The organism is Bradyrhizobium genomosp. I (2014) (assembly GCF_000261685.1).
Classification (GTDB): domain Bacteria; phylum Pseudomonadota; class Alphaproteobacteria; order Rhizobiales; family Xanthobacteraceae; genus Bradyrhizobium.
On sequence record NZ_AJQE01000339.1, the window covers coordinates 19,291 to 43,541 of the forward strand.

General features: G+C 65.4%; 24 protein-coding genes and 1 pseudogene. 11 read left to right on the top strand and 14 right to left on the bottom strand.

What is annotated here, in order from left to right:
- Positions 1–50: 50 nt before the first annotated feature.
- A complete protein-coding gene (gene nadA / locus IC50_RS30290) occupies positions 51–1,157 on the bottom strand; it encodes a quinolinate synthase NadA (protein WP_035713591.1) in 1,107 nt (368 codons plus the stop codon).
- A gap of 356 nt (positions 1,158–1,513) precedes the next feature.
- Here nadA and IC50_RS30295 point away from each other — a divergent pair, with 356 nt between their 5' ends.
- The 5 genes and pseudogenes from IC50_RS30295 (at position 1,514) to IC50_RS30310 (ending at position 6,976) form a co-directional block, all read left to right on the top strand.
- A complete protein-coding gene (locus tag IC50_RS30295) occupies positions 1,514–2,767 on the top strand; it encodes an MFS transporter (protein WP_035713594.1) in 1,254 nt (417 codons plus the stop codon).
- Between the two features lie 40 nt (positions 2,768–2,807).
- Positions 2,808–3,794, top strand: coding sequence for an acrylyl-CoA reductase (NADPH) (acuI, locus tag IC50_RS30300; protein WP_035713597.1), 987 nt, complete (start codon positions 2,808–2,810; stop codon positions 3,792–3,794).
- Between the two features lie 114 nt (positions 3,795–3,908).
- Complete coding sequence (locus IC50_RS30305) at positions 3,909–4,520, top strand: hypothetical protein (RefSeq protein ID WP_035713601.1); 612 nt, start codon at positions 3,909–3,911, stop codon at positions 4,518–4,520.
- 327 nt (positions 4,521–4,847) lie between these two features.
- Positions 4,848–5,024 (top strand): annotated as a pseudogene (locus IC50_RS43385) (methyl-accepting chemotaxis protein); the annotation flags it as partial.
- A 263-nt stretch (positions 5,025–5,287) separates the two neighbouring features.
- Complete coding sequence (locus IC50_RS30310; RefSeq protein ID WP_035713605.1) at positions 5,288–6,976, top strand: methyl-accepting chemotaxis protein; 1,689 nt, start codon at positions 5,288–5,290, stop codon at positions 6,974–6,976.
- A 3-nt stretch (positions 6,977–6,979) separates the two neighbouring features.
- On the opposite strand, the gene IC50_RS30315 is transcribed toward IC50_RS30310, so the two are convergent.
- The 6 genes from IC50_RS30315 to ygfZ all read right to left on the bottom strand — a co-directional run bounded on the left by IC50_RS30315 (position 6,980) and on the right by ygfZ (position 13,691).
- The gene (locus IC50_RS30315) at positions 6,980–9,697 is read right to left on the bottom strand and encodes a DUF2339 domain-containing protein (RefSeq protein ID WP_035713608.1); all 2,718 of its coding nucleotides are present in this window, start codon (positions 9,695–9,697) and stop codon (positions 6,980–6,982) included.
- Between the two features lie 46 nt (positions 9,698–9,743).
- Positions 9,744–10,712: an NUDIX hydrolase gene (locus IC50_RS30320; RefSeq protein ID WP_035713612.1), complete on the bottom strand. Its 969-nt coding sequence runs from the start codon at positions 10,710–10,712 to the stop codon at positions 9,744–9,746.
- Between the two features lie 145 nt (positions 10,713–10,857).
- Positions 10,858–11,364, bottom strand: a complete 507-nt coding sequence (locus IC50_RS30325) for a tyrosine phosphatase family protein (protein WP_035713616.1) — start codon at positions 11,362–11,364, stop codon at positions 10,858–10,860.
- A gap of 214 nt (positions 11,365–11,578) precedes the next feature.
- A complete protein-coding gene (locus IC50_RS30335) occupies positions 11,579–12,190 on the bottom strand; it encodes a YfbR-like 5'-deoxynucleotidase (RefSeq protein ID WP_035713623.1) in 612 nt (203 codons plus the stop codon).
- Entirely contained in the window at positions 12,187–12,813 is a 627-nt protein-coding gene (locus IC50_RS30340) for a DNA-3-methyladenine glycosylase I (protein WP_035713627.1), read from the bottom strand. Before IC50_RS30340 ends, IC50_RS30335 begins: the two co-directional genes overlap by 4 nt.
- On the bottom strand, positions 12,810–13,691 hold the full coding sequence (ygfZ, locus tag IC50_RS30345; RefSeq protein ID WP_035713631.1) for a CAF17-like 4Fe-4S cluster assembly/insertion protein YgfZ: 882 nt from the start codon (positions 13,689–13,691) through the stop codon (positions 12,810–12,812). The genes IC50_RS30340 and ygfZ overlap by 4 nt, the downstream gene beginning before the upstream one ends.
- Positions 13,692–13,792: 101 nt before the next feature.
- On the opposite strand from ygfZ, the gene IC50_RS30350 reads away from it, so the two are divergent.
- The 5 genes from IC50_RS30350 to IC50_RS30370 all read left to right on the top strand — a co-directional run bounded on the left by IC50_RS30350 (position 13,793) and on the right by IC50_RS30370 (position 18,046).
- Complete coding sequence (locus IC50_RS30350; protein ID WP_035713635.1) at positions 13,793–15,127, top strand: dihydroorotase; 1,335 nt, start codon at positions 13,793–13,795, stop codon at positions 15,125–15,127.
- A 149-nt stretch (positions 15,128–15,276) separates the two neighbouring features.
- Complete coding sequence (locus IC50_RS30355; RefSeq protein WP_035713637.1) at positions 15,277–16,146, top strand: sulfurtransferase; 870 nt, start codon at positions 15,277–15,279, stop codon at positions 16,144–16,146.
- Between the two features lie 255 nt (positions 16,147–16,401).
- Complete coding sequence (locus IC50_RS30360) at positions 16,402–17,094, top strand: RNA polymerase sigma factor (protein WP_035713639.1); 693 nt, start codon at positions 16,402–16,404, stop codon at positions 17,092–17,094.
- 87 nt (positions 17,095–17,181) lie between these two features.
- A complete protein-coding gene (locus IC50_RS30365; protein ID WP_035713642.1) occupies positions 17,182–17,715 on the top strand; it encodes a DUF4142 domain-containing protein in 534 nt (177 codons plus the stop codon).
- Positions 17,716–17,725: 10 nt separating this feature from the next.
- Positions 17,726–18,046, top strand: coding sequence for a cupredoxin domain-containing protein (locus tag IC50_RS30370; protein WP_035713645.1), 321 nt, complete (start codon positions 17,726–17,728; stop codon positions 18,044–18,046).
- Between the two features lie 193 nt (positions 18,047–18,239).
- Here IC50_RS30370 and IC50_RS30375 read toward each other — a convergent pair whose 3' ends face one another.
- The 4 genes from IC50_RS30375 to IC50_RS30390 all read right to left on the bottom strand — a co-directional run bounded on the left by IC50_RS30375 (position 18,240) and on the right by IC50_RS30390 (position 20,115).
- Positions 18,240–18,506: a hypothetical protein gene (locus tag IC50_RS30375; protein ID WP_035713650.1), complete on the bottom strand. Its 267-nt coding sequence runs from the start codon at positions 18,504–18,506 to the stop codon at positions 18,240–18,242.
- A gap of 189 nt (positions 18,507–18,695) precedes the next feature.
- Entirely contained in the window at positions 18,696–19,073 is a 378-nt protein-coding gene (locus IC50_RS30380) for a TIGR02301 family protein (protein ID WP_035713654.1), read from the bottom strand.
- An 88-nt stretch (positions 19,074–19,161) separates the two neighbouring features.
- The gene (locus IC50_RS30385) at positions 19,162–19,596 is read right to left on the bottom strand and encodes an NUDIX hydrolase (protein WP_035713657.1); all 435 of its coding nucleotides are present in this window, start codon (positions 19,594–19,596) and stop codon (positions 19,162–19,164) included.
- A gap of 9 nt (positions 19,597–19,605) precedes the next feature.
- Positions 19,606–20,115, bottom strand: a complete 510-nt coding sequence (locus IC50_RS30390; RefSeq protein WP_035713662.1) for a hypothetical protein — start codon at positions 20,113–20,115, stop codon at positions 19,606–19,608.
- A 63-nt stretch (positions 20,116–20,178) separates the two neighbouring features.
- On the opposite strand from IC50_RS30390, the gene IC50_RS30395 reads away from it, so the two are divergent.
- A complete protein-coding gene (locus tag IC50_RS30395) occupies positions 20,179–20,940 on the top strand; it encodes an SOS response-associated peptidase (RefSeq protein ID WP_035713665.1) in 762 nt (253 codons plus the stop codon).
- Positions 20,941–21,069: 129 nt separating this feature from the next.
- Here IC50_RS30395 and IC50_RS30400 read toward each other — a convergent pair whose 3' ends face one another.
- From IC50_RS30400 to IC50_RS30410, 3 genes are all read right to left on the bottom strand, one after another.
- Positions 21,070–22,263: a CaiB/BaiF CoA transferase family protein gene (locus IC50_RS30400; RefSeq protein ID WP_035713669.1), complete on the bottom strand. Its 1,194-nt coding sequence runs from the start codon at positions 22,261–22,263 to the stop codon at positions 21,070–21,072.
- A 37-nt stretch (positions 22,264–22,300) separates the two neighbouring features.
- Positions 22,301–23,230 (bottom strand): glycine/sarcosine/betaine reductase selenoprotein B family protein, encoded by a 930-nt coding sequence (locus IC50_RS30405; RefSeq protein WP_035713674.1) that lies wholly within the window; start codon positions 23,228–23,230, stop codon positions 22,301–22,303.
- A 177-nt stretch (positions 23,231–23,407) separates the two neighbouring features.
- Complete coding sequence (locus IC50_RS30410) at positions 23,408–24,208, bottom strand: SDR family NAD(P)-dependent oxidoreductase (RefSeq protein ID WP_035713676.1); 801 nt, start codon at positions 24,206–24,208, stop codon at positions 23,408–23,410.
- Between the last annotated feature and the right edge of the window lie 43 nt (positions 24,209–24,251).

Consider the following 24,251-nt stretch of genomic DNA (forward strand, 5'->3'; position numbering starts at 1 on the left):
GGATCTGCGCTCCGGCTCCCGCTTGTCCGGGACGACAGCTGTGTGTGTTGCTAGTTTTTCAGGTTGATCATGCGCTCGACTGAACGCCGCGCACGGTCCGCAAGCGCGGGATCGATCGTCACCTCCTCGCGAAGCGTCAGCAGGCTCTCAAGAATGTTGGCGAGCGTAATGCGCTTCATGTGCGGGCAGAGATTGCAGGGCCGCAGCATCTCGACATCGGGAAGCTCGGCCCGCACGTTGTCGGCCATCGAGCATTCCGTGATCATGACGAGCCGCCGCGGCCGCTTCGCGCGCACCCAGTTGATCATGTGTGCGGTCGAACCCGTGAAGTCGGCTTCGGCCAGCACGTCCGGCGGGCACTCCGGATGCGCGATGATCTGGACGGACGGATCGGCTTCGCGAAAGCTCCGCAGCTCCGCGCCCGTGAAGCGCTCATGCACCTCGCAGGCGCCTTTCCAGGCGATGATCTCAACGTCGGTCTTCGAAGCCACGTAAGTGGCGAGGTATCGGTCGGGCAGGAAGATCACGCTTCGAGCGCCCAGACTCTCCACCACCTGCACGGCGTTCGAAGACGTGCAGCAGATATCGACCTCCGCCTTCACCTCTGCCGAGGTGTTGACATAGGCAACGACGGGCAAACCGGGAAATTTTGCGCGGAGCAGCCGTACGTCCGCGCCGGTGATGCTGGCGGCAAGCGAGCAGCCCGCGCGCGAGTCCGGGATCAAGACGGTCTTGTCCGGATTGAGCAGCTTCGAGGTTTCCGCCATGAAGTGCACGCCGCACTGAACGATGATGTCTGCCTTCACCTTGGTGGCTTCGACCGCGAGCTGGAGCGAGTCGCCGCCGATATCGGCCACACAGTGAAAGATCTCCGGGGCCTGGTAGTTGTGGGCAAGGATCACCGCGCCCCGCGCGCGCTTCAGCTGGTTGATCGCGTGGATGGCCGGCGCCATCAGCGGCCATTCGATCGGCGGGATCACGTGTTTGACGCGGTCGTAGAGTGGCGCGGTGGCACGTTCGATCTCCGGCGTCCATTCCAGTGCCGGCACTGGCAATCTCGGTCCCGTGGAGACCGGTGCGGCGCGCGGGGAGGTGATGAGTTGGCCCTGCGGCCGGTTGGTAAAGTCGTCGGGGCCATAAATTCCAGCGATCGGCATCGAAGCCTCCCATGCACATTAGTTATGCTCAATTTGAGAATATTAGGGATCCGAGAAATCCGGCCGAGAGGCCGGTCGAATGTTCTCGCTACCAGATATACTCAATCCGAGTAAATCAAAGATAACACGCTCCGCTGCGTGTGGCTAGGTCCTGCCGCACACATTCCCGTCAATTTGCGGCTGATGCGTCGAGCGAGGCCGCATTGAAACGCAATGCTCCCGCGGCAGCTCCTCGTGGAATGCAACCGTCTCTGACTAGGTATCCTTTTTGACTTGGGATTTGCATGCAGATGCATTAAACGGGCTCTCCCGCGGCTGCTGATTTGCGGATCCGCCAACGACAGACAAGGAAGACCATGTCGACACAGATCGGCGAGCTCGCTCCGGCCTCCCGTTCCTCCAACTGGCGCACTCCGGCCATCATCATTCTCTGCGGTTGTGCGATCGGCATGCTCGGCTTCGGTCCGCGTTCGGCGCTCGGGTTTTTCGTGCAGCCGATGAGTCACGAATTCAGTTGGGGCCGCGACGTGTTTGGCCTCGCGATTGCCGTCCAGAATCTGTTGTGGGGGCTGGGCCAGCCGTTCGCCGGCGCCGTCGCCGATCGCTTCGGCCTGTTCCGGGTGATGTGCGTCGGGGCGCTGCTCTATGCCGGCGGCCTGCTCCTGATGCGCTACTCCTCGACGCCGCTCTCACTGAATATCGGTGCTGGCGTGATGGTCGGCTTTGGTCTCGCGGGCTGCTCGTTCAACCTGGTGCTGTCGGCGTTCAGCAAGCTCCTGCCGGCCGAGAAGCGCGGCCTTGCGCTCGGTGCCGGCACGGCGGCGGGGTCGTTCGGGCAGTTCCTGTTCGCACCGATTGGCGTCGCGTTGATCGATAATTTCGGCTGGCAGCAGGCGCTCACCGTGTTCGGCTTCCTCATGCTGCTGATCATTCCGCTGTCGCTGGCGCTCTCGACGCCGCCGGTCGCAAGCACGGCCAACACGGCGCCTGCGGATGAGCAGACCTTCACCCGGGCGCTGGCGGAAGCCTTCGGTCATCGCTCCTACGTGCTCTTGGTGCTTGGCTTCTTCACCTGCGGCTTCCAGCTCGCCTTCATCACCGTGCATCTGCCGGCATTCCTGGTTGATCGCGGCATCTCGACCCAGACTGGCGGCTGGGTGATCGCGGCGATCGGCCTGTTCAACATCATGGGATCGCTGAGCGTCGGTTATCTCCAGAACTATCTGCCCAAGCGCTACATCCTCTCGACCATCTATTTCAGCCGCGCGCTCGCGACGCTCGCCTTCATCTCGTTCCCGATCACGCCGTTCTCGGCGATCGCGTTCGGCGCGATTTCCGGCCTGACCTGGCTGTCGACGGTGCCGCCGACCTCGGCGCTCGTGGCGCTGATGTTCGGCACGCGCTGGCTCGCGACGCTCTACGGCTTTGCCTTCGTCAGCCATCAGGTCGGCGGCTTCCTCGGCGTCTGGTTAGGGGGCGTCGTATTCGAGCGCTTCGGTTCCTATACGCCGATCTGGTGGCTCTCGATCCTGTTCGGCGTGCTTTCCGCACTGATCAATCTTCCGATTGTGGAGAAACCGGTTCAGCGGGCGGTTGCGCAACCTGCCTGATCGGCTAAACAATCCCTGAAACGAGTCAGGGAGTGCAGTCGTGGCCACATTCAAGGCGATCAGGATCGACAAGGCGGACAAGGGCACCACCGCGCAGCTCGCGCAGTTCGACGAAGCCGAGCTGATGGAGGGCGATGTCACCGTCCGCGTGGAATGGTCGACGCTGAACTACAAGGACGGCCTCGCGCTCACCGGCAAGGCGCCGGTGGTGCGCCGCTTCCCGATGATCGCCGGCATCGACTTCGCCGGCACCGTCGAGCAGTCCTCGCATCCACAGTGGAAGGCTGGCGACAAGGTGGTCTGCACCGGTTGGGGCATGGGCGAGACCCATCTCGGCGCCTATGCCGAGAAGGCGCGGGTGAAGGGCGACTGGCTGGTCGCCTTGCCGCAAGGCCTGTCGGCGCGCGATGCCATGGCGATCGGTACCGCCGGCTTCACTGCGATGCTCGCGGTGCTGGCGCTCGAGAAGCACGGCATCTTGCCGAAGAGCGGGCCGGTGGTGGTGACGGGAGCCGCCGGCGGCGTCGGCTCGGTCGCGATCGCCGTGCTCTCGAAGCTCGGCTATCACGTCATCGCTTCGACCGGCCGGGCCTCGGAGGCCGACTATCTGAAGCACCTGGGCGCGACCGAAGTCATCGACCGCAACGAATTGTCGGCACCGGCAAAACCCCTCGCCAAGGAGCGCTGGGCGGGCGGCGTCGACAGCGTCGGCTCGACCACCCTCGCCAACCTGCTCTCGATGACCAGATATGGCGGGGCGATTGCGGCTTGCGGCCTGGCCGCCGGTATGGACCTGCCGTCCTCGGTCGCGCCGTTTATTTTGCGCGGAGTGTGCCTTCTCGGCATCGATTCCGTGATGTGCCCGATCGAGCCGAGGAGGGCGGCCTGGCAACGCCTCGCGTCCGATCTGGATCGGGAAAAACTATCTGAAATCACTAAGGAAATTTCGCTCGATGAGGTTTCGGAGTGGGGCACGAAGATCCTTGCTGGCCAAGTCCGGGGCCGCATCGTGGTTAAAATTGTCTAGCGGCGTTTAGACTTTACCAACCAAGCTGCTCCAATGTTGCCTTGGTTCGTATGGTAAGCAGCGGGTAAAGAGACAGGGCGTCGCCCGCTGCGGGGGTTGAGTTCGGAGTTGAGCATGCTTGCGCGTATTGTGTTGGGGGCTGTCACGGCGGCAGCAACATTTGCGCCGGCCATTGCTGGAAGCATGAACGCCGATGAGGCGCGCCGCTTCGTGGCCGGCAAAGTGTTCGCCTTCACCTGCTTCGACGGCACCCGCGGTGCGGGCCGCATTCTCGACGATCTCGGCGCCGCCGGTGCAGTGCAGTTCTCGGGCGCAGGCCCGGTCCGTCACCTCCGCCTGCCCGGCAATACGCTCCAGATCCGCGGCCAGAACGTCTGCGCCTCGATCAAGGGCATCCCGTTCGAGCCCTGTTTCAACCTGGAAAAGACCGACGATCGCAGCTTCCGCGGCTCGGTGTCGGGCATGGGCTTCGCCTATTGCGACTTTCATCACCAAGGCGGCAACCAGATGCTGATGGCGCGGGCTGCGGCGCGGCCGCGCTCGCTGCGGACCTCGGAGCGCACCGGTTCGGTCGGTGCCTCGAACACCGAAGTCGCCGCGCGCGTCGAGACGCCGCGTGTCGAGAGCAGCCGGCTCGAGCCGGTGAAGGCCGAAGCCAAGTCCGAAGCCAAGTCCGAGCCGGCGAAGAACGAAGGCCCGCTGGAGCTGCGCCGGTCGACCCAGTGAGCTGGCCTGCGCGGGATGGTCCGCGCGCTTTGTCGTCGAAGACATCCATCGAACACGAAGCCGCCGCGCCGCAATCATACGGACGGCGGTCTTCATGCCTTGGTGGCTGTTCGCGCCTCAGTTTGCGTGCGGCCCGGGGGCGGTCCCACGCAAGGGGCAACGATGTCGTATCGCCGCCTCGGTGCGGGAGATGGCCTCGAGCGAGCACGTCGGAATGATCCGTCGGCGTGTTCGCGGTGCTCGTCCTCGTCGGCTCCTGGCTGATGTCGTTCCTGACCATCGCGCGGCCGATCCGCGCCCTCACCATGGCCATGGACAAGCTCGCCGGCGGCGTCGGCGACTGAAGAGCTGTCGTCGTCCAACATCACCGATGTGCAGCACGGCGCGAGCGAGACCGGCCCGGCGTCCTTGAAGGTGCCGGCGGCGGCGCAATCGCTGTCCGGCGACGGCAACCGGCTGAAGCTGGAGGTCGGCAAGTTCATGGCAACCGTGTGCGCGGCCTGACGCTCGCCGAACGCAAGCTGCGTTCGCATCGCAGCAGTGGATGTTCATGCGACTGCAACAGATGGTTGCAGAGAAGATAACGGACGCGGGATCCTTCGCGTAGTTCTACGTAGGTTCCTGTTAACGCCTGTTTGGAATTATGGGCGCAATCTTACGGGATAAAAATCAGCCAGCATCGTTGAACTGACTTCCGCCCTTTCGTCCGCCGCGACGACTGCGGCGCAGGCGATTTGCGCGTTGCTGGCATCATCGGGATTTGTGTGATGTCGAAGTTGTCGATCGTCTTCAAGCTGCTGACGGTGCTGTCGGTCCTCGTGCTTTCGCTCGCCGGTGTCGGCGTGATGGCGATCGGCACGATGCAGAACATCAACGCCCATACCGTCGAGATTGCGGAGAGCTGGCTGCCGAGCGTACGTGCGCTCGGCTCGATGCGCGCCGACATCAATGAGCTGCGCGTCGCGCTGCGTCTGCACCTGATGCAGGATACTGCCGAGGGCAAGGACGCCGCCGAGAAGCGCCTGGCTTCATTGCGCGAGCGTATCGAGAAGACCCGCAAGGTCTACGAGCCGCTGATCACGGCCGCCGAGGAGCGCTCGCTGTACGAGCAATGGACCAGGGCTTGGGCCGAGTATCTGAATGGCGTGCAGGAGGTGATGGCGCTGTCGCGCAAGAGCGTCGGCCGCTTCCCGACCGATGCCAACGAGATGTTGCAGACCAAGGTCGCGAAGATGGCGCAGGCCGCCGATCCGTTGCTCCTGAAGGGCATCGAGATGAACAACCAGGGCGCCGAGCTGGAGACGAAGCAGGCGGCAGACAGCTACGCCACCATCTTCCGCGCGCTGGTCGGGATCATCCTGGCCTCCGTCGTGGTTGCGATCGGCGCTGCCTATTATCTCGTGCGCGACGTCTCGCGCGGCATTGCTTCGATCGTCCGTCCGATGCAGTCGCTCGGCGAGGGCGACCTCTCGGCCGAGGTGCCGCATCGTGGCGAGAGGACCGAGATCGGCTCGATGGCGGATGCGCTCCAGATCTTCAAGGAGGCGCTGATCGCCAAGAAGGCCGCCGACGAGGCGGCGGCGCGCGACGCCGAGGCCAAGATCGAGCGCGGTCGCCGCGTCGATGCCATCACCCGCAATTTCGAGGCGATGATCGGCGAGGTCGTCGAGACCGTGTCATCGACCTCGACCGAACTCGAGGCCTCGGCGGCCACGCTGAGCGGCACAGCGCAGCGCGGCCAGGAACTTGCAACGGTCGTCGCGGCTGCGTCGGAGGAAGCTTCCACCAACGTCCAGGCGGTGGCGTCCGCTTCCGAGGAACTGTCGTCCTCGATCACCGAGATCAGCCGACGCGTGCAGGATTCGGCGCGGATGGCTGTTGAAGCCGTCGAGCAGGCGACGCGAACCAACGAGCGCGTCAACGCGCTGTCGCAGGCGGCCTCCCGCATCGGCGACGTGGTCGAACTCATCAACACCATCGCGGGCCAGACCAACCTCCTCGCGCTGAATGCGACCATCGAAGCGGCGCGCGCCGGTGAGGCCGGCCGCGGCTTTGCCGTCGTCGCCGCCGAAGTCAAGGCACTCGCCGAGCAGACCGCGAAAGCGACCGGTGAAATCGGCGCGCAGGTTTCGGGCATCCAGGCCGCGACGCAAGAATCCGTCAGCGCCATCCAGGAGATCGGCGGCACCATCGAGCGGCTGTCGGAGGTGTCCTCGGCCATCGCCGCCGCCGTCGAGGAACAAGGCGCGGCCACGCAGGAGATTTCGCGGAACGTTCATCAGGCCGCGCTCGGCACCCAGCAGGTCTCGTCCAACATCACCGACGTGCAGCGCGGCGCGATCGAGACCGGCTCGGCCTCGGGCGAAGTGCTGTCCGCGGCGAAATCGCTGGCGACCGACAGCACCCGCCTGAAGCTCGAAGTCGCGCAGTTCCTGGAATCGGTCCGCGCGGCCTGACCTTCACGTGCCCGGCTGCGGCGCGGCCGGCGGCGGCGTAACCTGCCGCCGGAACAGGATGCGCTGGTACAGCCAGCCGATCGCGACCAGCACGACGCCGAGGCACATGAACGAGAGCGCGCGGTAGACGCCCGTCAGCGTCGACATGTCGATGACGAAGGCCTTGAGGATCGTCAGCGCGATGACGGCGGCAGACGCCAGCCGCGCCCGTTCAGAGTTGACGAGGATGCCGATGCCGAGCAGCGCCACGCCAAAGCCGAGCCAGCCGATCGAATAGGTATATTGCTCGGCGCCCGTGGTCGGTCCGGTGGACAGGATCGGCCCGTGATAGAAGCGGCGGACCTCCAGCGTGACATAAGCGAGCGCGAACACGAGTGCGCCGCCCGCAATCGTGTTGGCGTAGACCTTGCCACGCTCGCCGACCACCGCATAGGACAGCAGCAGCATGAGCACGGCCGGCAGCGCGTAGCCCAGCAGCAGCAGATTGAAGACGGCGCCGCCGACGTCGATGCGCCACATCAGCGGATTCTCCAGGATCAGCAGACCGAACACGCTGATGAGCCCGGCAATCGTCGTCAGCACGACCGCGCCGACATTGTGCACGATGCTGCGGCTCCGCAGCCGCAAGCGCTCGAGCCCGATGGCCATCGCCAGCGCGACACATGCTTGCAGCGCGAATTCGAGCAGCGAGGGGGGCGCCGTCATGCTGCCGCCGGTCGCAAAGTGCCGGATCTCCATGAAGGCGAGCAGGGCAGTGAACAGGATCGCGGCGGTCTCGACCGTGCGCAGCGGCGCATCGTCGGTGCGGCGGCGCAGAAAGATGCTCGCGGCCCAGAATGAGGCCGCCGGCAGGCCGTAGCCCCAGAGCAGCCAATTGAAGATCGGCGTGGTGCCGACGGCATCGCCGACGATGCGAGGGTCATAGGCGATGCGCGCGGTGACGAGGCCGGCGAAGATCGCGGCGAGCCAGCGCAGGAACGGAATCGGCCGCTGCATCGAGATCCAGGCGGTGCCGAGCGACATCAGCGCCAGCGCGATCGTCAGCCAGCCCTTCTCCAGTGCGAAGGTGAGCGCCAGCGCCAGCGCGCCGAGCGTGCCGGTCGCGAACAGGGCGGTGGAGATCGCGATGCCCGGCCGCGGCTCGCGGCGCGTGAGCGCTTCGGTCGCAGCGCCGAAGGCCGCGGCGAGCAGCACCGCGAGGATTGCAAACGGGATCGAGCGGTCGAGATGGGCGATACGCGCGTAGAGCGCGACCAGGATCGCAATCGGCGTGGCGACGCCCGCCGCCGACCACACCACCGGAATGATCGCCGAATTCGAGCGGCCCTGCGCGAGGAAGCCCGCGATACCGAAGCCGGCGGCGAAGATCGCGGCCGTCACCAGATGCAGCGTCACGGAGCTGTCGGTCGCGACAGGACCGATTCCGGCGATGGGGCCGCCCGGCAGCACCAGCATGTCCGGATTGGCGCGCACCGCCCATTCGGCGAACACGATGAAAACCGCCGCCGCAGCGGCACCGAGCGCGCCGGTGGCTGCCGGCGCGCGCCAGGCGACGAGCAGCGTGCCGCCGACCAGCAGCGTAAACGCGATCAGCGCCAGATCCGCATGCGTGCTCGACAGCACGATCAGCATCGCGCCGAACAGATAGGCGCCGAGCGAGCCCGATGAGATCGGCTCGATCTCGCCGTCCTCGATTGCAGGTCCGAACATGAAGCCGCAGACGACGAGGAGCGCGGCCAGCGCGAAGCCCGCGATGACATGGAAGGCGTGCGGCGCGACCTGCAGATCGCCTGCGTCCAGACCCGGGAAGAGCCAGAGCACGGCGAAGACGATCGTCGTCACCGCAAGCCAGCGCCACAGCCGGATGCGGGCGAGGCCGAAGCTCGCGGCGGAGACGACGGCGAGATAGACGTAGAGCGCCCAATAGTCCGGCTTGCCGCTGGAGACGAGAACCGGCGTCACGAAGGCGCCGACCACGCCGAGGCCGGCGAGCGCGGGTCCGTGCAGCAGCGCGGCCGCGAGCGTGCACATGGCCACGATGCCGAGCAGCACGAAGGCCGTGGCGGGCACCAGGAAGCCGTAGAGCGCATAGGCGGCATAGATGGTGGCGAACGCCACCGCCGTTCCGGCCGCGGTGAGGATCGCGGGGATGTTGGCGATCGGCAGCGCCGCGATGTTGGAGATGCTTTCCTTGCGCCGGGTCCATTCGCCGGCGCCAAGCAGCGCAGCGGCGAATAGGCCGCCCAGGAATACGCGCACGCCCGGGCCGAGCAGGCCGGCCTCGATCGAATAGCGCACCATGAAGAAGCCGCCGAGCGCCAGCGCAAGGCCGCCGATCCACACCACCCAGCGCGTACCGAGCCGTTCCTCGAAGCCAGGTTCGCGAATATCGGGTGCGGGCGCCGGCAGCGGCGGCGGGGCATCGGCCTGCGGGCTCGTTGCAAGCGGGGGCGGCGAAAGCTCTTCGGTGACGAGCGGAGGCGGCGCCGTTTCGGCCTCGGGCGCCAGCGGCGGCGGCTCGCTGGCAGCCGTTGCGGGGGCTTCAGCCTGCACTTGTGCGGGCAGCGGCGGCGGCTGGATCGGCCGTTGCGCGTAGAGCATCTCTTCGAGCGCGTTCAGTCGCCGGCGCAGCTCGGCTGCCTGGCTGGAGGCCTTGATGGCGATCAGGAATGCGGTGATCGCAATGATCAACGCAAAGACGTCAAACGGGCCGTCGAACATGAAGCCTCCAGGCGATCGGCAGGCAGGAGCCGATCACGCAAATGGTCTAGCGCCGGGAGCGTACGCGCAAGCCCGGCGCGGGCCGCTCCTGGAGCACGTCGCGGCGGAAGCGATAGAGCGCCGCCGGCCGCCCGCCCGTCTGTGTCGACATGACCCCGGTCGGTTCGACCAGCGCTTCCATTTCGACCAGGCGGCGGAAATTCTGCTTGTGCAGATGTCGGCCGGAGATCGCCTCCACCGTATGCTGCAGTTCGGTAAGTGTGAATTCAGCTGGCAAAAGTTCAAAGACGACAGGGCGATACTTCAGCTTTGCACGCAGCCGCGCGATGGCCGTGGCGAGAATCCGGCGATGGTCGAACCGCATCGAGGTCCCGAGCGGGGGAAGCATCTTGCGCGCTAATGCCGCAGGGCGGCCATCGCGGCGCGCCTCCTCGATCAGCCCGGCCTCGTACAGCAGCTCGTAGCGGTCGAGCACGCGCTCCTCGTCCCAGGGCGCGCCGTCGAGACCGAAATAGAACCGCACGCGATCCCTCCGCGGCAGCGCGCGCGTCGTCTCCGGCGTCTCCTCCTCGGCCCACTTCGTCAGCGCGGGGATGATGTCGCGGGCGATGATCGCCGGCGGTTCCTCGCGCCAGTCTTCCCAGGGAAAGAAGCGGTACCATGGCGCGAAGCTCGCCGCGTTTGCTGCGAGTTCGCCGTCCACAGGGCGCGTCAGTGCGAGATAGCCGATCGAGACCATATGCGCGCCGGTGTCGCCGGCCTCGGCATGGCGCCCGCGATCGCCGAAGGTGTAGAGCTGCTCGACATAGCCGAGCCGCAGGCCCGCCTGTTGCTCGACCCAGGCGCGCAGGCCGATCTCGAAGGTACGATGGCTCACCGCATCGAAGGGGCCGAACGGCAGGCCGGCAAGCCCGTCAGCACCGCGTGCGGTCAGGATCAGCGGCTCGTGGTTCTCGATCGCGACGATTGCGGCGGTGAGGCCGATCTCGATCGGTGTCAGCTGCGTCTCGCTCATGCGATGATGATCGCAGGTGTTGCCACAAACTCGTCCTGCCCGGGCTTGTCCCGGGCATCCACGCTCTGCGTCCCCTTGGAAAGTTCGTGGATGGCCGGGACAAGCCCGGCCATGACGGCAGCACCTCTATTGTGGCGCACAGCTCTCATTCGAGCTCGATCACGAAGGGCCGGCCTTCCACCATCATCGCGCCGGGGCCGATCTCGTCGAGCGCGCGCAGCATGCGGCCGTTGCGCCCGAGTGCACGATCGGCGAGGCTGACGATGCGCCGGTTCGGCGAGGCGATCGGCGAGGCCGCGCGGATCTTGCGCGCAATCTCGATCTCGTCGCGATTCGGATTGAGCGCGCAGACGGCCGCGAACGCGCTTGCAGTGGAGCGGCTGATGCCGGCATAACAATGCACCACCAGCGGGGCGCTACGGTCCCAGCCGCGCACGAAGTTCAGCACCTGCTCGATATGCCTCTCCGATGGTGCGACGAAACCGTCCATCTCCTCGGTGATGTCATCCATCGACACCTTGAGGTGGTTGGCGGGGAGCACCGACACCGGACGTGCCACCTGCTCGACATTGGCCATCACGGTCAACACATGGCTGGCGCCTGTGGTGCGGACCGTCTCGGGAAGCGCGGCGAGGGAACAGACGTGGATCATGGCGGACCTTTTTGTTGATTATAGCGGCGGCCGCAAGGTGGGCAAAGCTACCACTTCGTCGTCCTGGACAAGCGAAGCGCAGATCCGGGCCTATAACGACAGAATCGGGTTCTGCGAAGACACATGCTGCCAGCTTTTGCGCTACAACCACTTCCTGGGCCCCGCCTTCGCGGGGACAACGGCGGAGCGATAACCACGATCAATCCGAACAACGCTACGCAAAGACGGCGCCAAACCGCTCGAGAAACTGCTTCTCGGCCCGTGCCGCCGTCCAGGGCGTCAGGTAGTCGCGCCGGACGCTGTCGGACAGGCCGGGATCCTTGCCGAACAGGCGCTTGGCTTCGCTCTCGCTGAAGCCGGCGAGCTCGGTTGCCTCGAGGTAGGCCGCGCCGCGGTCGGCGGCCTTGATGGCTTGCGTGATCTCGTCAGGCAGCACCGGCGGCAGGCCGAAGCGGAGATGGATGGCGCCGAGCAGGCGTTTCTCGACCGCCTTGTAATGGCCGTCGAGCACGGCCTTGAACGGCGAGATCATGTCGCCGATCACATATTCGGGTGCGTCATGCAGCAGCGCGGCGAGGCGCACGCGCTGGTCGACGCGCGGCATCTCGTGCCGCAGCACGGTCTCCACCAGCAACGTGTGTTGCGCAACCGAGAAGATATGCGCGCCGATGGTCTGCCCGTTCCAGCGCGCGACGCGGGCAAGGCCGTGCGCGATGTCGGTGATCTCGATGTCGAGCGGGGAGGGATCGAGCAGATCGAGCCGCCGGCCCGACAGCATGCGCTGCCAGGCGCGGGACTGCGCGTCGCGCGCGGTCTTCCCGGTCATTTGGCCTTGAGGCGCGGCTTGCGCTGCGCCTTGCCGCAGGTGGCGTGACAGTGGCAGTCGACGAGGTGGTCGTTGACCATGCCGGTCGCCTGCATGAAGGCATAGACGATGGTCGGGCCGACGAATTTGAAGCCGCGCGAGGACAGCTCCTTGGAGATATGCACCGACAACGGCGTCGAGGCGGGCACGCTCGCGGTGGTCTTGAAATTGTTGACCTTGGGCTTGCCGCCCATGAAGTCCCACAGCAGCTTCGAGAAGCCCGGGCCCTTCTCCATGATGTCGAGATAGGATCTTGCGCTCAGGATCGCGCCGTCGATCTTGGCCTTGTTGCGCACGATGCCGGCATCGTTCATCAGCGCGTGCACCTTCCTGGGCGTATAGCGCGCGATCTTCTCCGGCTGGAAATCGTCGAAGGCTTTGCGAAAATTATCGCGCTTGCGCAGGATCGTGATCCAGGACAGCCCGGCCTGGAAACCGTCGAGCATCAACTTCTCGTACAGCGCGCGGTCGTCGTACTCCGGCACGCCCCATTCGGTGTCGTGATAGGCGACATAAAGCGGATCTTCGCCGGGCCAGGGGCAGCGTGTCTTTCCGTCGGGATGCAGGCGAGGGGCGCGGCTCATGGGGTGGGGTGCTTGGCTGGAATTCGAACGACGTCTGGTTCAGCGAGCGTCAGAGGCAGCCCACCAGCGGTGAGCGGCTGGCCCGCGTCGAGCGCTTCGGCAACGCGGTCGATGCGCACCAGCGCAATGCCCTTGCCGCCGGCGGTCGAGCCGATCGTGCCGACCGGCTTGTCGCCGGCAAGAATGGTCGCGCCCGGTTCGGGTGAAGCACCGTCGAGCAGCACCTTCACGCTGCGGGTGCGTGCAGTGCCGCGATGCTGCATGCGCGAGACGACCTCCTGACCGACATAGCAGCCCTTGTCGAAATCGACGCCGGCAAGGCGGTCCATGTTGGTCTCGTGCGGGAACGCATCGCTGTACATGAAGTCGAGCCCGCCGCGGGGCACGCCGAGCGCGATGCGGTGCGCCTCGTATTCGGCCGCATCGACCAGCTCGGCACCGATCAGGTCTGACAGCTTCTGCTTGAGATTTTCCGGGACCAGGATGCGGTAGCCGAGCCCGTCATTCCGCGGATCGGCGAAGGCGAGGTCCGGCTGGGCCGCGGGCTGGCCGTCCCAGGCCGCGAGCACGCCGAGATCGTCGGAAAGGTTGTCCACCGTGACCTTGGCGCGAAGCTTGTAGAATTTGAGCTTGGTGGCGAGGCTATCTGCCAGCGCTTTCGGGCAGTCGATCAGGAACCCGCCGCCGTGACCCGCGGGCGCTTCCGTGATCAGGAAATCCGCGATGATCTTGCCCTGCGGCGTCAGCAGCGCGCCGAATCGGCCCAGGCCCGGTTTCAGCCTGTCGACGTCCGTCGTGATGAGGCCGTTGAGGAAGTTGCGCGCATCCTCGCCCGCGACCTTGACCACACCCCGGTCGGGAAGAAACGCCGATTTCATGCGAAAATCTCTTGCGACATGTTGCTCCGGAACGTAAGCCCGCAACGCATAAACGACAAGACCTCGAGCCCTGCGCTTGGGGATGATAGAGGCCTTCAGCCATGACCCAGCGTTTCGATGTGATCCTCAAGGGCGGCACCGTGGTCAACCAGGACGGCGAGGGTGTTCGCGATATCGGCATCACCCGCGGGCGCATCGCCGAGCTGGGTCCGCTGTCGCAGGCTGCCGCCGCAGAGGTGATCGACTGCAAGGGCCTTCACATTCTGCCCGGCGTGATGGACACGCAGGTGCATTTCCGCGAGCCCGGGCTGGAGCACAAGGAAGACCTCGAGACCGGCTCTCGCAGCGCCGCGATGGGCGGCGTCACCGCCGTATTCGAAATGCCGAACACCGCGCCGCTGACGGTGACGGAGGCCGAATTCACCGACAAGGTGAAGCGGGCCCATCACCGCATGCATTGCGATTTCGCCTTCTTCATCGGCGGCACCCGCGAGAACGTGCAGGACCTGCCGGTGCTGGAGCGCGCGCTCGGCTGTGCCGGCGTCAAGGTGTTCATCGGCTCCTCGACCGGCGCGCTTCTGGTGGAGGACGACGAAAGCCTGCGCCGCATCTTCCAGGTGATCCGCCGCCGTGCGGCTTTCCACGCCGAGGACGAGTATCGCCTCAACGAGCGCAAATCGCAGCGCATCGAGGGCGATGCGCGCTCGCATCCGGTCTGGCGCGACGAGACCGCGGCGCTGATGGCGACCCAGCGTCTCGTCAAGCTCGCGCACGAGACGGGCAAGCGCATTCACGTGCTGCACATCTCGACCAAGGAAGAGATCGAGTTCCTGCGCGATCACAAGGATGTCGCCTCCTGCGAGGCGACGCCGCATCATCTCACGCTGGTGGCGCCCGAATGCTACGAGCGGCTCGGGACGCTCGCGCAGATGAACCCGCCGGTGCGCGGCGCCGATCACCGTGCCGGCATCTGGCGCGGCATCGAGCAGGGCATCATCGACGTGCTCGGCTCCGATCACGCCCCGCATACGCTCGAGGAGAAGTCGAAGACCTATCCGGCCTCGCCCTCCGGTATGACCGGCGTGCAGACGCTGGTGCCGATCATGCTCGATCACGTCAACGCCGGCCGGCTGTCGCTGGCGAGGTTCGTCGACCTCACCAGCGCCGGTCCCGCACGCCTCTACAACATCGCCTGCAAGGGGCGAATCGCCGCCGGCTACGACGCCGATTTCACCATCGTCGATTTGAAGCGCAGCGAGACCATCACCAACGAATGGATCACGTCCAAAGCCGGCTGGACTCCCTATGACGGCGTGCGCGTGACGGGCTGGCCCGTCGGCACCTTCATCCGCGGCCGCCGCGTGATGTGGCAGGGCGAGCTCGTGACGCCGGCGCAGGGCGAGCCGGTGCGGTTTTTGGAGACGCTGAAGCAGTAGGCTTTTCCGTCGGGGACGAACGCACCATCCCCGTCATTGCGAGCGCAGCGAAGCAATCCAGTCTGTCGCCGCGGAAAGATTCTGGATTGCTTCGCTACGCTCGCAATGACGTGGGGAGGGGTCTTCCTCTCGAACGGGAGTGCAGTCCGATGTCCCAGCCAACGGCCCTTATCACCACCGAGCAACTCGCGGCCATGCTCGGCGATCCCAACTTACGTGTCTACGACTGTACCACATACAACGAGCCGGTGCCGCCCGGCAGCGGCGTGCCCTACCGCGCGGTGCCCGGCGACAAGACGTTTGCGTCCGGCCACATTCCCGGTGCCGATTTCCTCGATCTGCAAGGCGAGTTCTCCGACACCTCGTCGCAACAGTTTTTCATGATGCCTGGCGTGGCCCAGTTGGAGGCCGCCTTCGGCCGCCACGGTGTCGATGGGGGCAAGACCATCGTGCTCTACAGCATCGGCACCATGATGTGGTCGACGCGGTTCTGGTGGATGCTGCGCTCGCTCGGTGTCGATGCCCGCGTGCTCGACGGCGGCTTCGACAAATGGAAGGAGGATGGGCGGCCGGTCGAGACAGGCGCCCCGAAGGGCTATCCCGCGACGACCTTCAAGGCGACGCCGTGTGCGGGCTTCTTCGTCGACAAGACCACGGTGCTGGCGCGGATCGGCGATCCCGCAACGGTCATCGTCAACGCGCTCGGGCCGCAGTTTCACCGCGGCCTCGAGCCGAGCCGCTACGGCCGGCCGGGCCGCGTTCCCGGCAGCGTGAACGTATCAGCCGCGACGCTCGTGAACGCCGACAAGACGCTGACGACGCATGCAGACGCCGAAGCCAAATTCGCGGCCCAGGGCGTCACGCGCGACAAGAATGTGATTCTCTATTGCGGCGGCGGCATCTCGGCGACGATCGACCTGTTGCTGCTGACGCAGCTCGGCTACGACAAGCTGGCGCTCTACGATGCCTCGATGGGCGAATGGGCGAGGGATCCGGCGCTGCCGATCGAGACAGATTAGCTCTTACCCTCCCCTGGAGGGGGAGGGTCGGCTCACATGAGCGAAGCGGAATGTGAGACGGGGTGGGGTGACGGTCTCTCGGCATCGAACAGTGCCCGTGTGGAGAGATCACCCCACCCCGCTTCACCTCTCGCTTCGCTCGACGTGAAGCGACCCTCCCCCTCCAGGGGAAGGTAAGATCGGGTAAGAAATCCGGGAACCTTTGCCCTGGGCCTGCATCCAATGTCCAGAACCAATGGAGACAAAGCATCAGCCATGCCAGGAACCGCAGCCGGCCTGTCCGCTGGCGCCAGGACATCGGAAGCCGCGCTGATCGACCGCGCGCGGCGCCGGGACGAAGCCGCTTTGCGCGAGATCATGCAGGCCAACAACCGCAGGCTCTACAGGCTCGCCCGCGGCATACTGCGCAGCGACAGCGAAGCCGAGGACGTGGTGCAGGAGACCTATGTCCGTGCATTCACGCATCTCGACGGCTTTCTAGGCGAGTCGGCGTTGTCGACGTGGTTGTCGCGCATTGCGATCAACGAGGCGCTCGGACGCGCACGCAGTTGGAAGCCGCAGGTCGAACTGGGATCGGTGCCGGAGGCAATGCTCGAAGCGCAAATCATCCAGTTTCCCCTTTCGTCCGCCGCAACTGATCCGGAAAAATCCATGGCCCAACGCGAGATCCAGCGCGTCGTCGAGCACGCGGTCGACGAGTTGCCCGACGCCTACCGGATGGTCTTCATCGCGCGGGTGATGGAGGGGATGAGCACGGAGGAGACGGCCGGGTTGCTCGGCATCAAACCCGAGACCGTCAAGACGCGGTTGCACCGTGCGCGCACCCTGCTGCGCGAGAACGTCGAGAAGAAGATCGGGCCGGTGATGATGGATGCGTTTCCGTTCGCCGGCCGGCGCTGCGAGCGCCTGACCGAGGCCGTGCTCAGGCGCCTTGGCATCGGCATGTAATTTATCGGGAACGTTCGCGCAAAATTGGCATCCAACCTGTGCAAGCAACACGCCGGGAAGTTTCCGGCCTCACAGGAGTGTAAAGCCATGTTGATCCGATGGAGCGCGGCGGTCGCCGCAGCGATGATGTTGTCGAGTCCCGTATTGCTGCAAAGCGCCAGCGCAACCGACAAGCCCACCGATCCGCAAATCGCTCACATCGCCTACACCGCGGGCGTGATAGACATCAACGCGGCCAAGCAGGCGCAGAAGAAGGCGAAGAGCAAGGATGTCAAGGCGTTCGCCGAAGATATGCTGCGCGACCACGAGGCGGTCAACAAGCAGGCCCTCGCGCTGGTCAAGAAGCTGAACGTCACGCCGGAGGACAACGACACCAGCAAGGCGCTGTCGAAGCAGGCGAGCGACAAGCTCGCCGAGCTCGACAAGCTCAACGGTGCAGCGTTCGACAAGGCCTATGTCGCCAACGAGGTCGCCTACCACAAGGCGGTCAATGGCGCGCTGGAGACGCAGCTGATCCCGTCCGCGAACAATGCCGAGCTGAAGAGCCTGCTGCAGACCGGCCTGAAGATTTTCCAGGGTCATCAGCAGCACGCCGAGCACGTCGCGGCCGAGCTGAAATAGGGAGTGTACGATGAGGTCGGGGCGGCTGTTTTCGCTTCCTATCGCGCTTGTCTTCGCGGCGATGGCCGTCCGGGCGCACGCCACGACGATCGAGATCACGATGGAGAACCTCGTGATCTCACCGGCCGAGATATCGGCCAAGGTCGGCGATACCATCAACTGGATCAACAAGGACGTCTTCGCGCATACGGCCACTGCGAAAAACGGTGATTTCGACGTGACGCTGGCGCCGAAGAAGTCGGCGTCGTCAATTCTGAAGAAGGCGGGAACGATCGATTATTACTGCCGCTATCATCCCAATATGAAAGCGACACTCAAGGTCGAGCCGTGAAGGAGAGGGCAGCGCATTCCCGTGCGCTGCGGGAACATCTCCCGATGGCCGCGAGACTAATGCTTGTCCGCCGACAGCGGCTTCCGTGCGATAAAGGCGGCAGACTTCGCGAAGCCTTTCGTCAAATCCGCTTTGCAAGGTCATTCATCCGTCGACTGGCCCCGCCCGCGTGGCGGGGTCATTTTGGCAGGGCCTACTGCCTGCAGATGTCGACCGAGAACTCGCCGTTGCGAATGCGGCCGGGAAAGCCCTCGACGAACTTGGCGACCGCGTCCTCGCCATAAGTGCCGACGAGCTCGGCAAAGGCCGCAAACAGGCTCGCCTGCGCCAGGCAGTCGCCGTCGACGCCGTCATGGCGCGCCTCGGCCCAGGCCTCGTTGAGATAGCTCAGGGCGGCCTGCTTCTGCTCGTGATCGGGCAGCGGCGCGCGGGCGGGGACGTAGGAAATCGGCTGGCTCATGAAACTCGATCAGGGCTGGGGCGCGATCCACGGCGATGCGCTGTGCGAGAGGTGTAGCACGGGCGTTAACGACCGCTAGGCCACATCTTTAAGAACGGTTAACGGCTGTGCACAAAGTCGATGACAGGGTTCCAGCCAGGCCGTCATCCAGGGGCGCGACGACGTATCGAGCCCGGAATGACGGAGAAATCAGTTCGCGTAGCGCGCGGTGAGATCTCGCGAGATCTTCGAGCCTTCCTCGATGTAGCGGCGGATCGCCACCGTCGCGGCCGGCGTGCAGCTCCGGTAGGTCTGCTGAAAACCGTTATAGCCGCGGTTGAATCCGGCGATCATGCGGGTGCGGCGCTCCCCGGAGGGGGTTTCGGCATCGATCAGCGCCTGCATCTCGTTGCGCCATTTGTTGCCCTCGTTGGCCCCGCAGATGCCGCGCAGATAGTGCAGTCCGCCCAGGATCTCGGCCAGCCGCTGCAAGTCGCCGTCAAACGGCGCCGCCACGTCCTGGGCCCGGACGGACCCGGCGGCGCAGGCGAGAATCAGGGCAAAAATGGCCAGAAATCGCGTGGACATCGGCGGCTGTATGCCCCCTTGGGGCGGTGGACGCAAGGCGGAGCCGCGCCGGCGCTGTGCGGAGAGGTATCGGCTATTCGCGGCGCGGTCAGGCGCCAATCAGCCGCGCGGCCGACTGGATGACCTCCTCCAGCCCCCCGGTCAGCTTCAGGTCGCCGAGGCTCGCCAGGGCGTCCGGCGCGATCCAGCGGTATTCGTCGAGCTCATCGTTCAAGGCCGGTTCCCTGGCCGTCCAGCGGGCGGCAAAGGACATGATCAAATAATGGCCGGCGCCGGCCGCGGCCGGCAGCACCTCGCGCCAGCCGGCGAGGCCAATGATCTCGATACGAAGGCCGGTTTCCTCGTCGACCTCGCGGCTCAGGGCCTGATGCAGCGATTCGCCGAATTCGACCCGGCCGCCTGGAAGCGAATAGAACCCCTTGGCGGGCGAGCGGGCGCGGCGGACCAGCAGCACCTTGCCGTCGCGGAAAATGGCCGCGCTGACCGCAAGCTGGGGGTGGCTGGGCTGGACGATCGCGGCCAATCTTTTCACCTATCCGGCCGAGTTCGCCATGATGGTATCGACGTCGGCTTCCGCGCCGCCATTGATGATGCCGCCGCAGGCTGCGATCAACGGCTTGACCCAGAGCGTGGCCTGCTCGGCGAGGCGGACGCGGGTCGTGTCCTTCTCGACTTCGCGCATGGCCGAGCCGACCGCGGTCAGGATCGAGGTCATGGTGTCCGTGATGTGGTCGAACTGGGCGCGCACGTTGGGATCGGCCTTCTCATAGGCCTCGATCGCCAAATCCCGCGCCTTGAAATTCGACGCCGTGAAATGCTCGGCATAGGACAGCGGCGACCAGGTCAAAAAATCTTCCGCGCATTCGGGCATGTCCGGGACCATTTCGAGCAGCATCACGGCTTCATTGAAATGGTTGAGATAGTCGGTGGCAAGCCCGGTCCGCGGGTTGATATTGGCGACACGCAGCCGCTCGGCCCAGGCCTCAGCCTCGGGGCCCGTCTGTACATGCGTCCGCGCGGGTTGGGAGGCCGTTGAGCTCATCTGCCGCAGTGTTAACGTTCGGGGTTAAAAGGACCTGAACGGACCCTATATAGACGCCCAGGCATGTGTGGACGCTTCGTCATAACTTCGGCCCCCGCGGCTTTGCGGCAATTGTTCGGCTATGTCGAACAGCCGAATTTCCCGCCCCGGTACAATGTCGCCCCGACACAACCAATTCCGGTGGTATTGGTCGAGAACGGCGCTCGCCATTTCCGCCTGATGCGATGGGGGCTGTTGCCGGCCTGGGTCAAGGATCCGCGCGGATTTACGCTCCTGATCAACGCCCGCTCGGAGACCGTGCTGGAGAAGCCTGCCTTCAAGAAGGCGATTCGCCGCCGGCGCGGCGTGATTCCGGCCGATGGCTATTACGAGTGGAAGACGGAAGGCGGCCGCAAGCAGCCGTTCTTCATCCGTCGCGCCGACGGCGAACCGCTCGGTTTTGCCGCAGTGTTCGAGACCTGGGTCGGGCCGAATGGCGAGGAACTCGACACGGTCGCGATCGTCACGGCGGCAGCAGGCGAGGACCTCGCCGCGCTGCATGACCGCGTGCCCGTCACCATCAGCCCGCGCGATTTCGAGCGCTGGCTCGACATTAAAGGCGACGAGGTCGACGCGATCCTGCCGCTGATGACCGCGCCGCGCATCGGCGAATTCGCCTGGCACCCCGTCTCCACCCGCGTCAACCGCGTCGCCAATGACGACGAGCAGCTCGTGCTGCCGATCAGCGCGGAGGAGATGGAGGCGGAGGCAGAGGCGGTGAAGCCGAAGAAGGTGCGGAAGGCCTCCGCTGCGTCTGCCGATGACGGGCAGGGGTCGTTGTTCTAGCTGCGGTGCCGTAAGTGCCGGGTGGGTAAAGGCGCAACGCGCCATGCCCATCATCTCTCCCGTTACGCGATAAGCAATGGTGGGCACGCTTCGCTTTGCCCACCCGGCAGCGGAGTGTTTGGCGCCGCCTCAAACAATCTCCCTCGCCCTCAGCGCCGCAATTTCCGCCGCATCGAACCCCAGCTCGTCGAGGACCGCATCCGTATCTGCGCCCAGCTCCGGTGCCATGTGATCCAGCCGGCCGCCGCCATGGGCGAGCTTGAAGCCGCTGCCCGCGAAGCGCAGGCGGCCATAGGGCGTGTCGAGCTCCTGCATCGCGCCGCGCGCCTTGATCTGCGGATGATCGATGACCTCCTCGACCTTCCAGATGCTGGCGCAGGGTGCTCCAGCGTCTTCCAGGATCGTCTCCCATTCGCGCGCCGGCCTTGCCGCCAGCGCCTCCTCGATGATGGCGCGCAGCGCCGGCTCGTTCTCGTTGCGCGCGAACCAGTCGGCGAAGCGCGGGTCGGTGAGCGTGTCCTCGCGGCCGAGCGCGCTTATCAGCGCGCGGTACTGCTTCTCGTTGTTGACGGCGAGCAGGATGTGGCCGTCGCCGCACTTGAACAGGTTCGCGGTCGTCCGGCGGCTGACCGCCTGGTTGCCCGAGAGCTGCTGCTGATGACCGGCGACCGACCAGTCCGCGATCTGCCCGGAGAGGAACGCCAGCGTCGCCTCCAGCATGGAGACATCGATGAGCTGTCCCTTGCCGGTGCGGTCGCGCTGATACAGTGCGCTCGATACGCCAAATGCCGCCGTCGCGCCCGACAGCACGTCGCATACGGCAAAGCCGGCGCGCGTCGGCCCCGTTTCGGGGTGTCCGGTGATCGCCATGATGCCCGACAACGCCTGCATCTTGCCGTCATAGCCGGGCCGCAGGCGGTCCGGGCCGGTCTGGCCGAAGCCGGAGACCGCGCAATAGATCAGCTTTGGATTGATCGCCGACAGCGCCTCATAGCCGATACCGAGCTTGTCCATCACGCCCGGTCGAAAGTTTTCCATGACGACATCGACGCTCGCGGCGAGCTTCTTCACGATCGCGATTGCCTCCGGTTTCTGCAGATCGAGCGTCAGGCTGCGCTTGTTGCCGTTGATGGCCTGGAACGCCGGTGCTAGCCCGCGTTCGGCCCATTCGCGTGAAAGCGGCGTGCGGCGCATGTCCTCGCCCTCGCGCCGCTCGACCTTGATGACGTCCGCGCCCAACAGCGCAAGCTGGTAGCTGGCATAAGGACCGGCCAGCACTTGCGTGAAATCCAGGATCTTCACGCCCTCGAACGGTCGCGTCACGTCGCTCTCCCCTTTTGATTGTCGTTATCGGAGGACGTCAGGCGGCGCGGTTGCCGCGCGCGATCTCCTTCTGCTTGTCGAATTCGGCGCGGCGGCGGGCGAGCTCTTCCGGCGAAAGCTGCGCGATATTGTTGTAGTCGAGCTTCCAGGAGGCGTCCTCGCTCCAGCGCAGCGGCGACTGCATCGTCGTTTGCGGGCCGCTCGCGGTCTCCAGCAGCCGCAAGGCGAGCTCCAGCGTCCGCGCCTGCGAGGCGACGTCATGCGGCTTGCCGGCGGAATTGCCGAGTGGGAAGTCGCTGAACAAGAAGCGCGGCACCGCCGCGTGCTCGATGATGTCCTTGGCGCAGCCCATGATCACGGTGGGAATGCCGTTGGCTTCAAGATGCCGCGCCACCAGCGCCGTGGTCTGGTGGCAGACCGGGCAGTTCGGCACCAGCACCGCGGCGTCGACCTTGTCCGCGAGGCAGCGTGCCAGGATCTCCGGCGCGTCGGTGTCGAGCGTGACGCGATGGCTGCGGTTGGTCGGCGCGCCGAAGAAGCGCGGGGCGACCTCGCCGATCCGCCCGGCGGCGGACGCCTGCAACAGCTGCGGCAGTGGAAACCAGGTGCCGTTGTCGGTGGCGCTCGTGTGCTTGCGGTCGTAGCCGATGTGCGAGATGCGAAGGTCGTGCTGCCTGGACGTGTCGCCGTCATAGACCTGGTAGAACTTCGCGCTGCCGTTATACGCCGCGCCCGGCCCCTGGTCGCCCTTGGCGGGATCGTAGGGCGCAGCGGTCGTGACGATGGTCACGCGCGACTCTGCCAGCTTCTTCTTCAGCGGCTGGAACGGCGCCGAGGTGTGATGCGCCCAGCGATACGGCGTGGTGTAGCCGATCGCCGCGTAATACTCCCGCGTGCGCTGCATGTAGGGGACGGGGGAATCGTAGTCGGGCGCAAAGCCGAATTCATCGTCGCGCGGAGCGGACATGGACGCGTCTCCTGGTTCTTGGTTGGCGCCAGACTAGAGATAGTTTTGGAGCAGCTCAACGGGGGGGTAGGTCGGCGCAGGACAGAATTGCAATGGACGATGAAGCCGCGCGAACGGTGCCACCTGCCCGCCCCTGGCGGGGCTCTGGAGGCTTGGGGTAAGAGTGGCGTGCTCGCTCTACCCCCTTCTCACACTGGCTCCGCCATCGACCGGCAGTGTCACGCCCGTAATGAAATTCGCCTCATCGGACGCCAAAAACAGTGCTGCGTTCGCCACATCCCATCCGGTGCCCATCTTCCTGCGTAGCGGCACCTTGCTGTCGCGCTCGGCTTCGACCTCGGCGCGGGTCTTGTGCCATTCGCGGGCGCGGGTATCGACTGCCATCGGCGTGTTCATCAGGCCGGGCAGGATGACGTTGGCGCGAATGCCGTATTCGGCGTTCTGGTAGGCGAGCTGTTCGGTGAAGGCGATCATCGCCGACTTCGTCGCCTTGTAGGCGACGTAAGGGTAGGTCGTGATCGCCGCCATCGAGGAGATGTTGATGATGGCGCCGCCGCCTTGCGCGCGCATGATCGGGATCACTTCCTTCGCGGCGAGAATGCAGCTCTTCAGATTGATGGCGACGACGCGGTCGAATGCCTCCTCGGTCAATTGCAGCAGTTCGGCATCGCCGCCGGCGAGGCTGACGCCGACATTGTTGTGCAGCACGTCGATCCGGCCCCAGCGCGACTGCGCGTCGGCAACCATCGCCTTGATGTCGGCAGCTTTGGTCACGTCGGCCTTGAAGGCCGCGGCGGTGCCATGTTTCGCAGTGATCATTGCCACCGTTTCCTGCGCCGATTCCAGATGATGGTCGACGCACAAGACCTTCGCGCTCTCGCGCGCAAAGGTCAGCGCGGTGGCGCGGCCGTTGCCCATGCCTTCGCCGGGGCTTTGCCCGGCCCCGACGACGATCGCGACCTTGTCCTTCAAGCGCATCTCAGTTCACTCCCGGGCAACATTTTCGTGCAGATTAGCAATC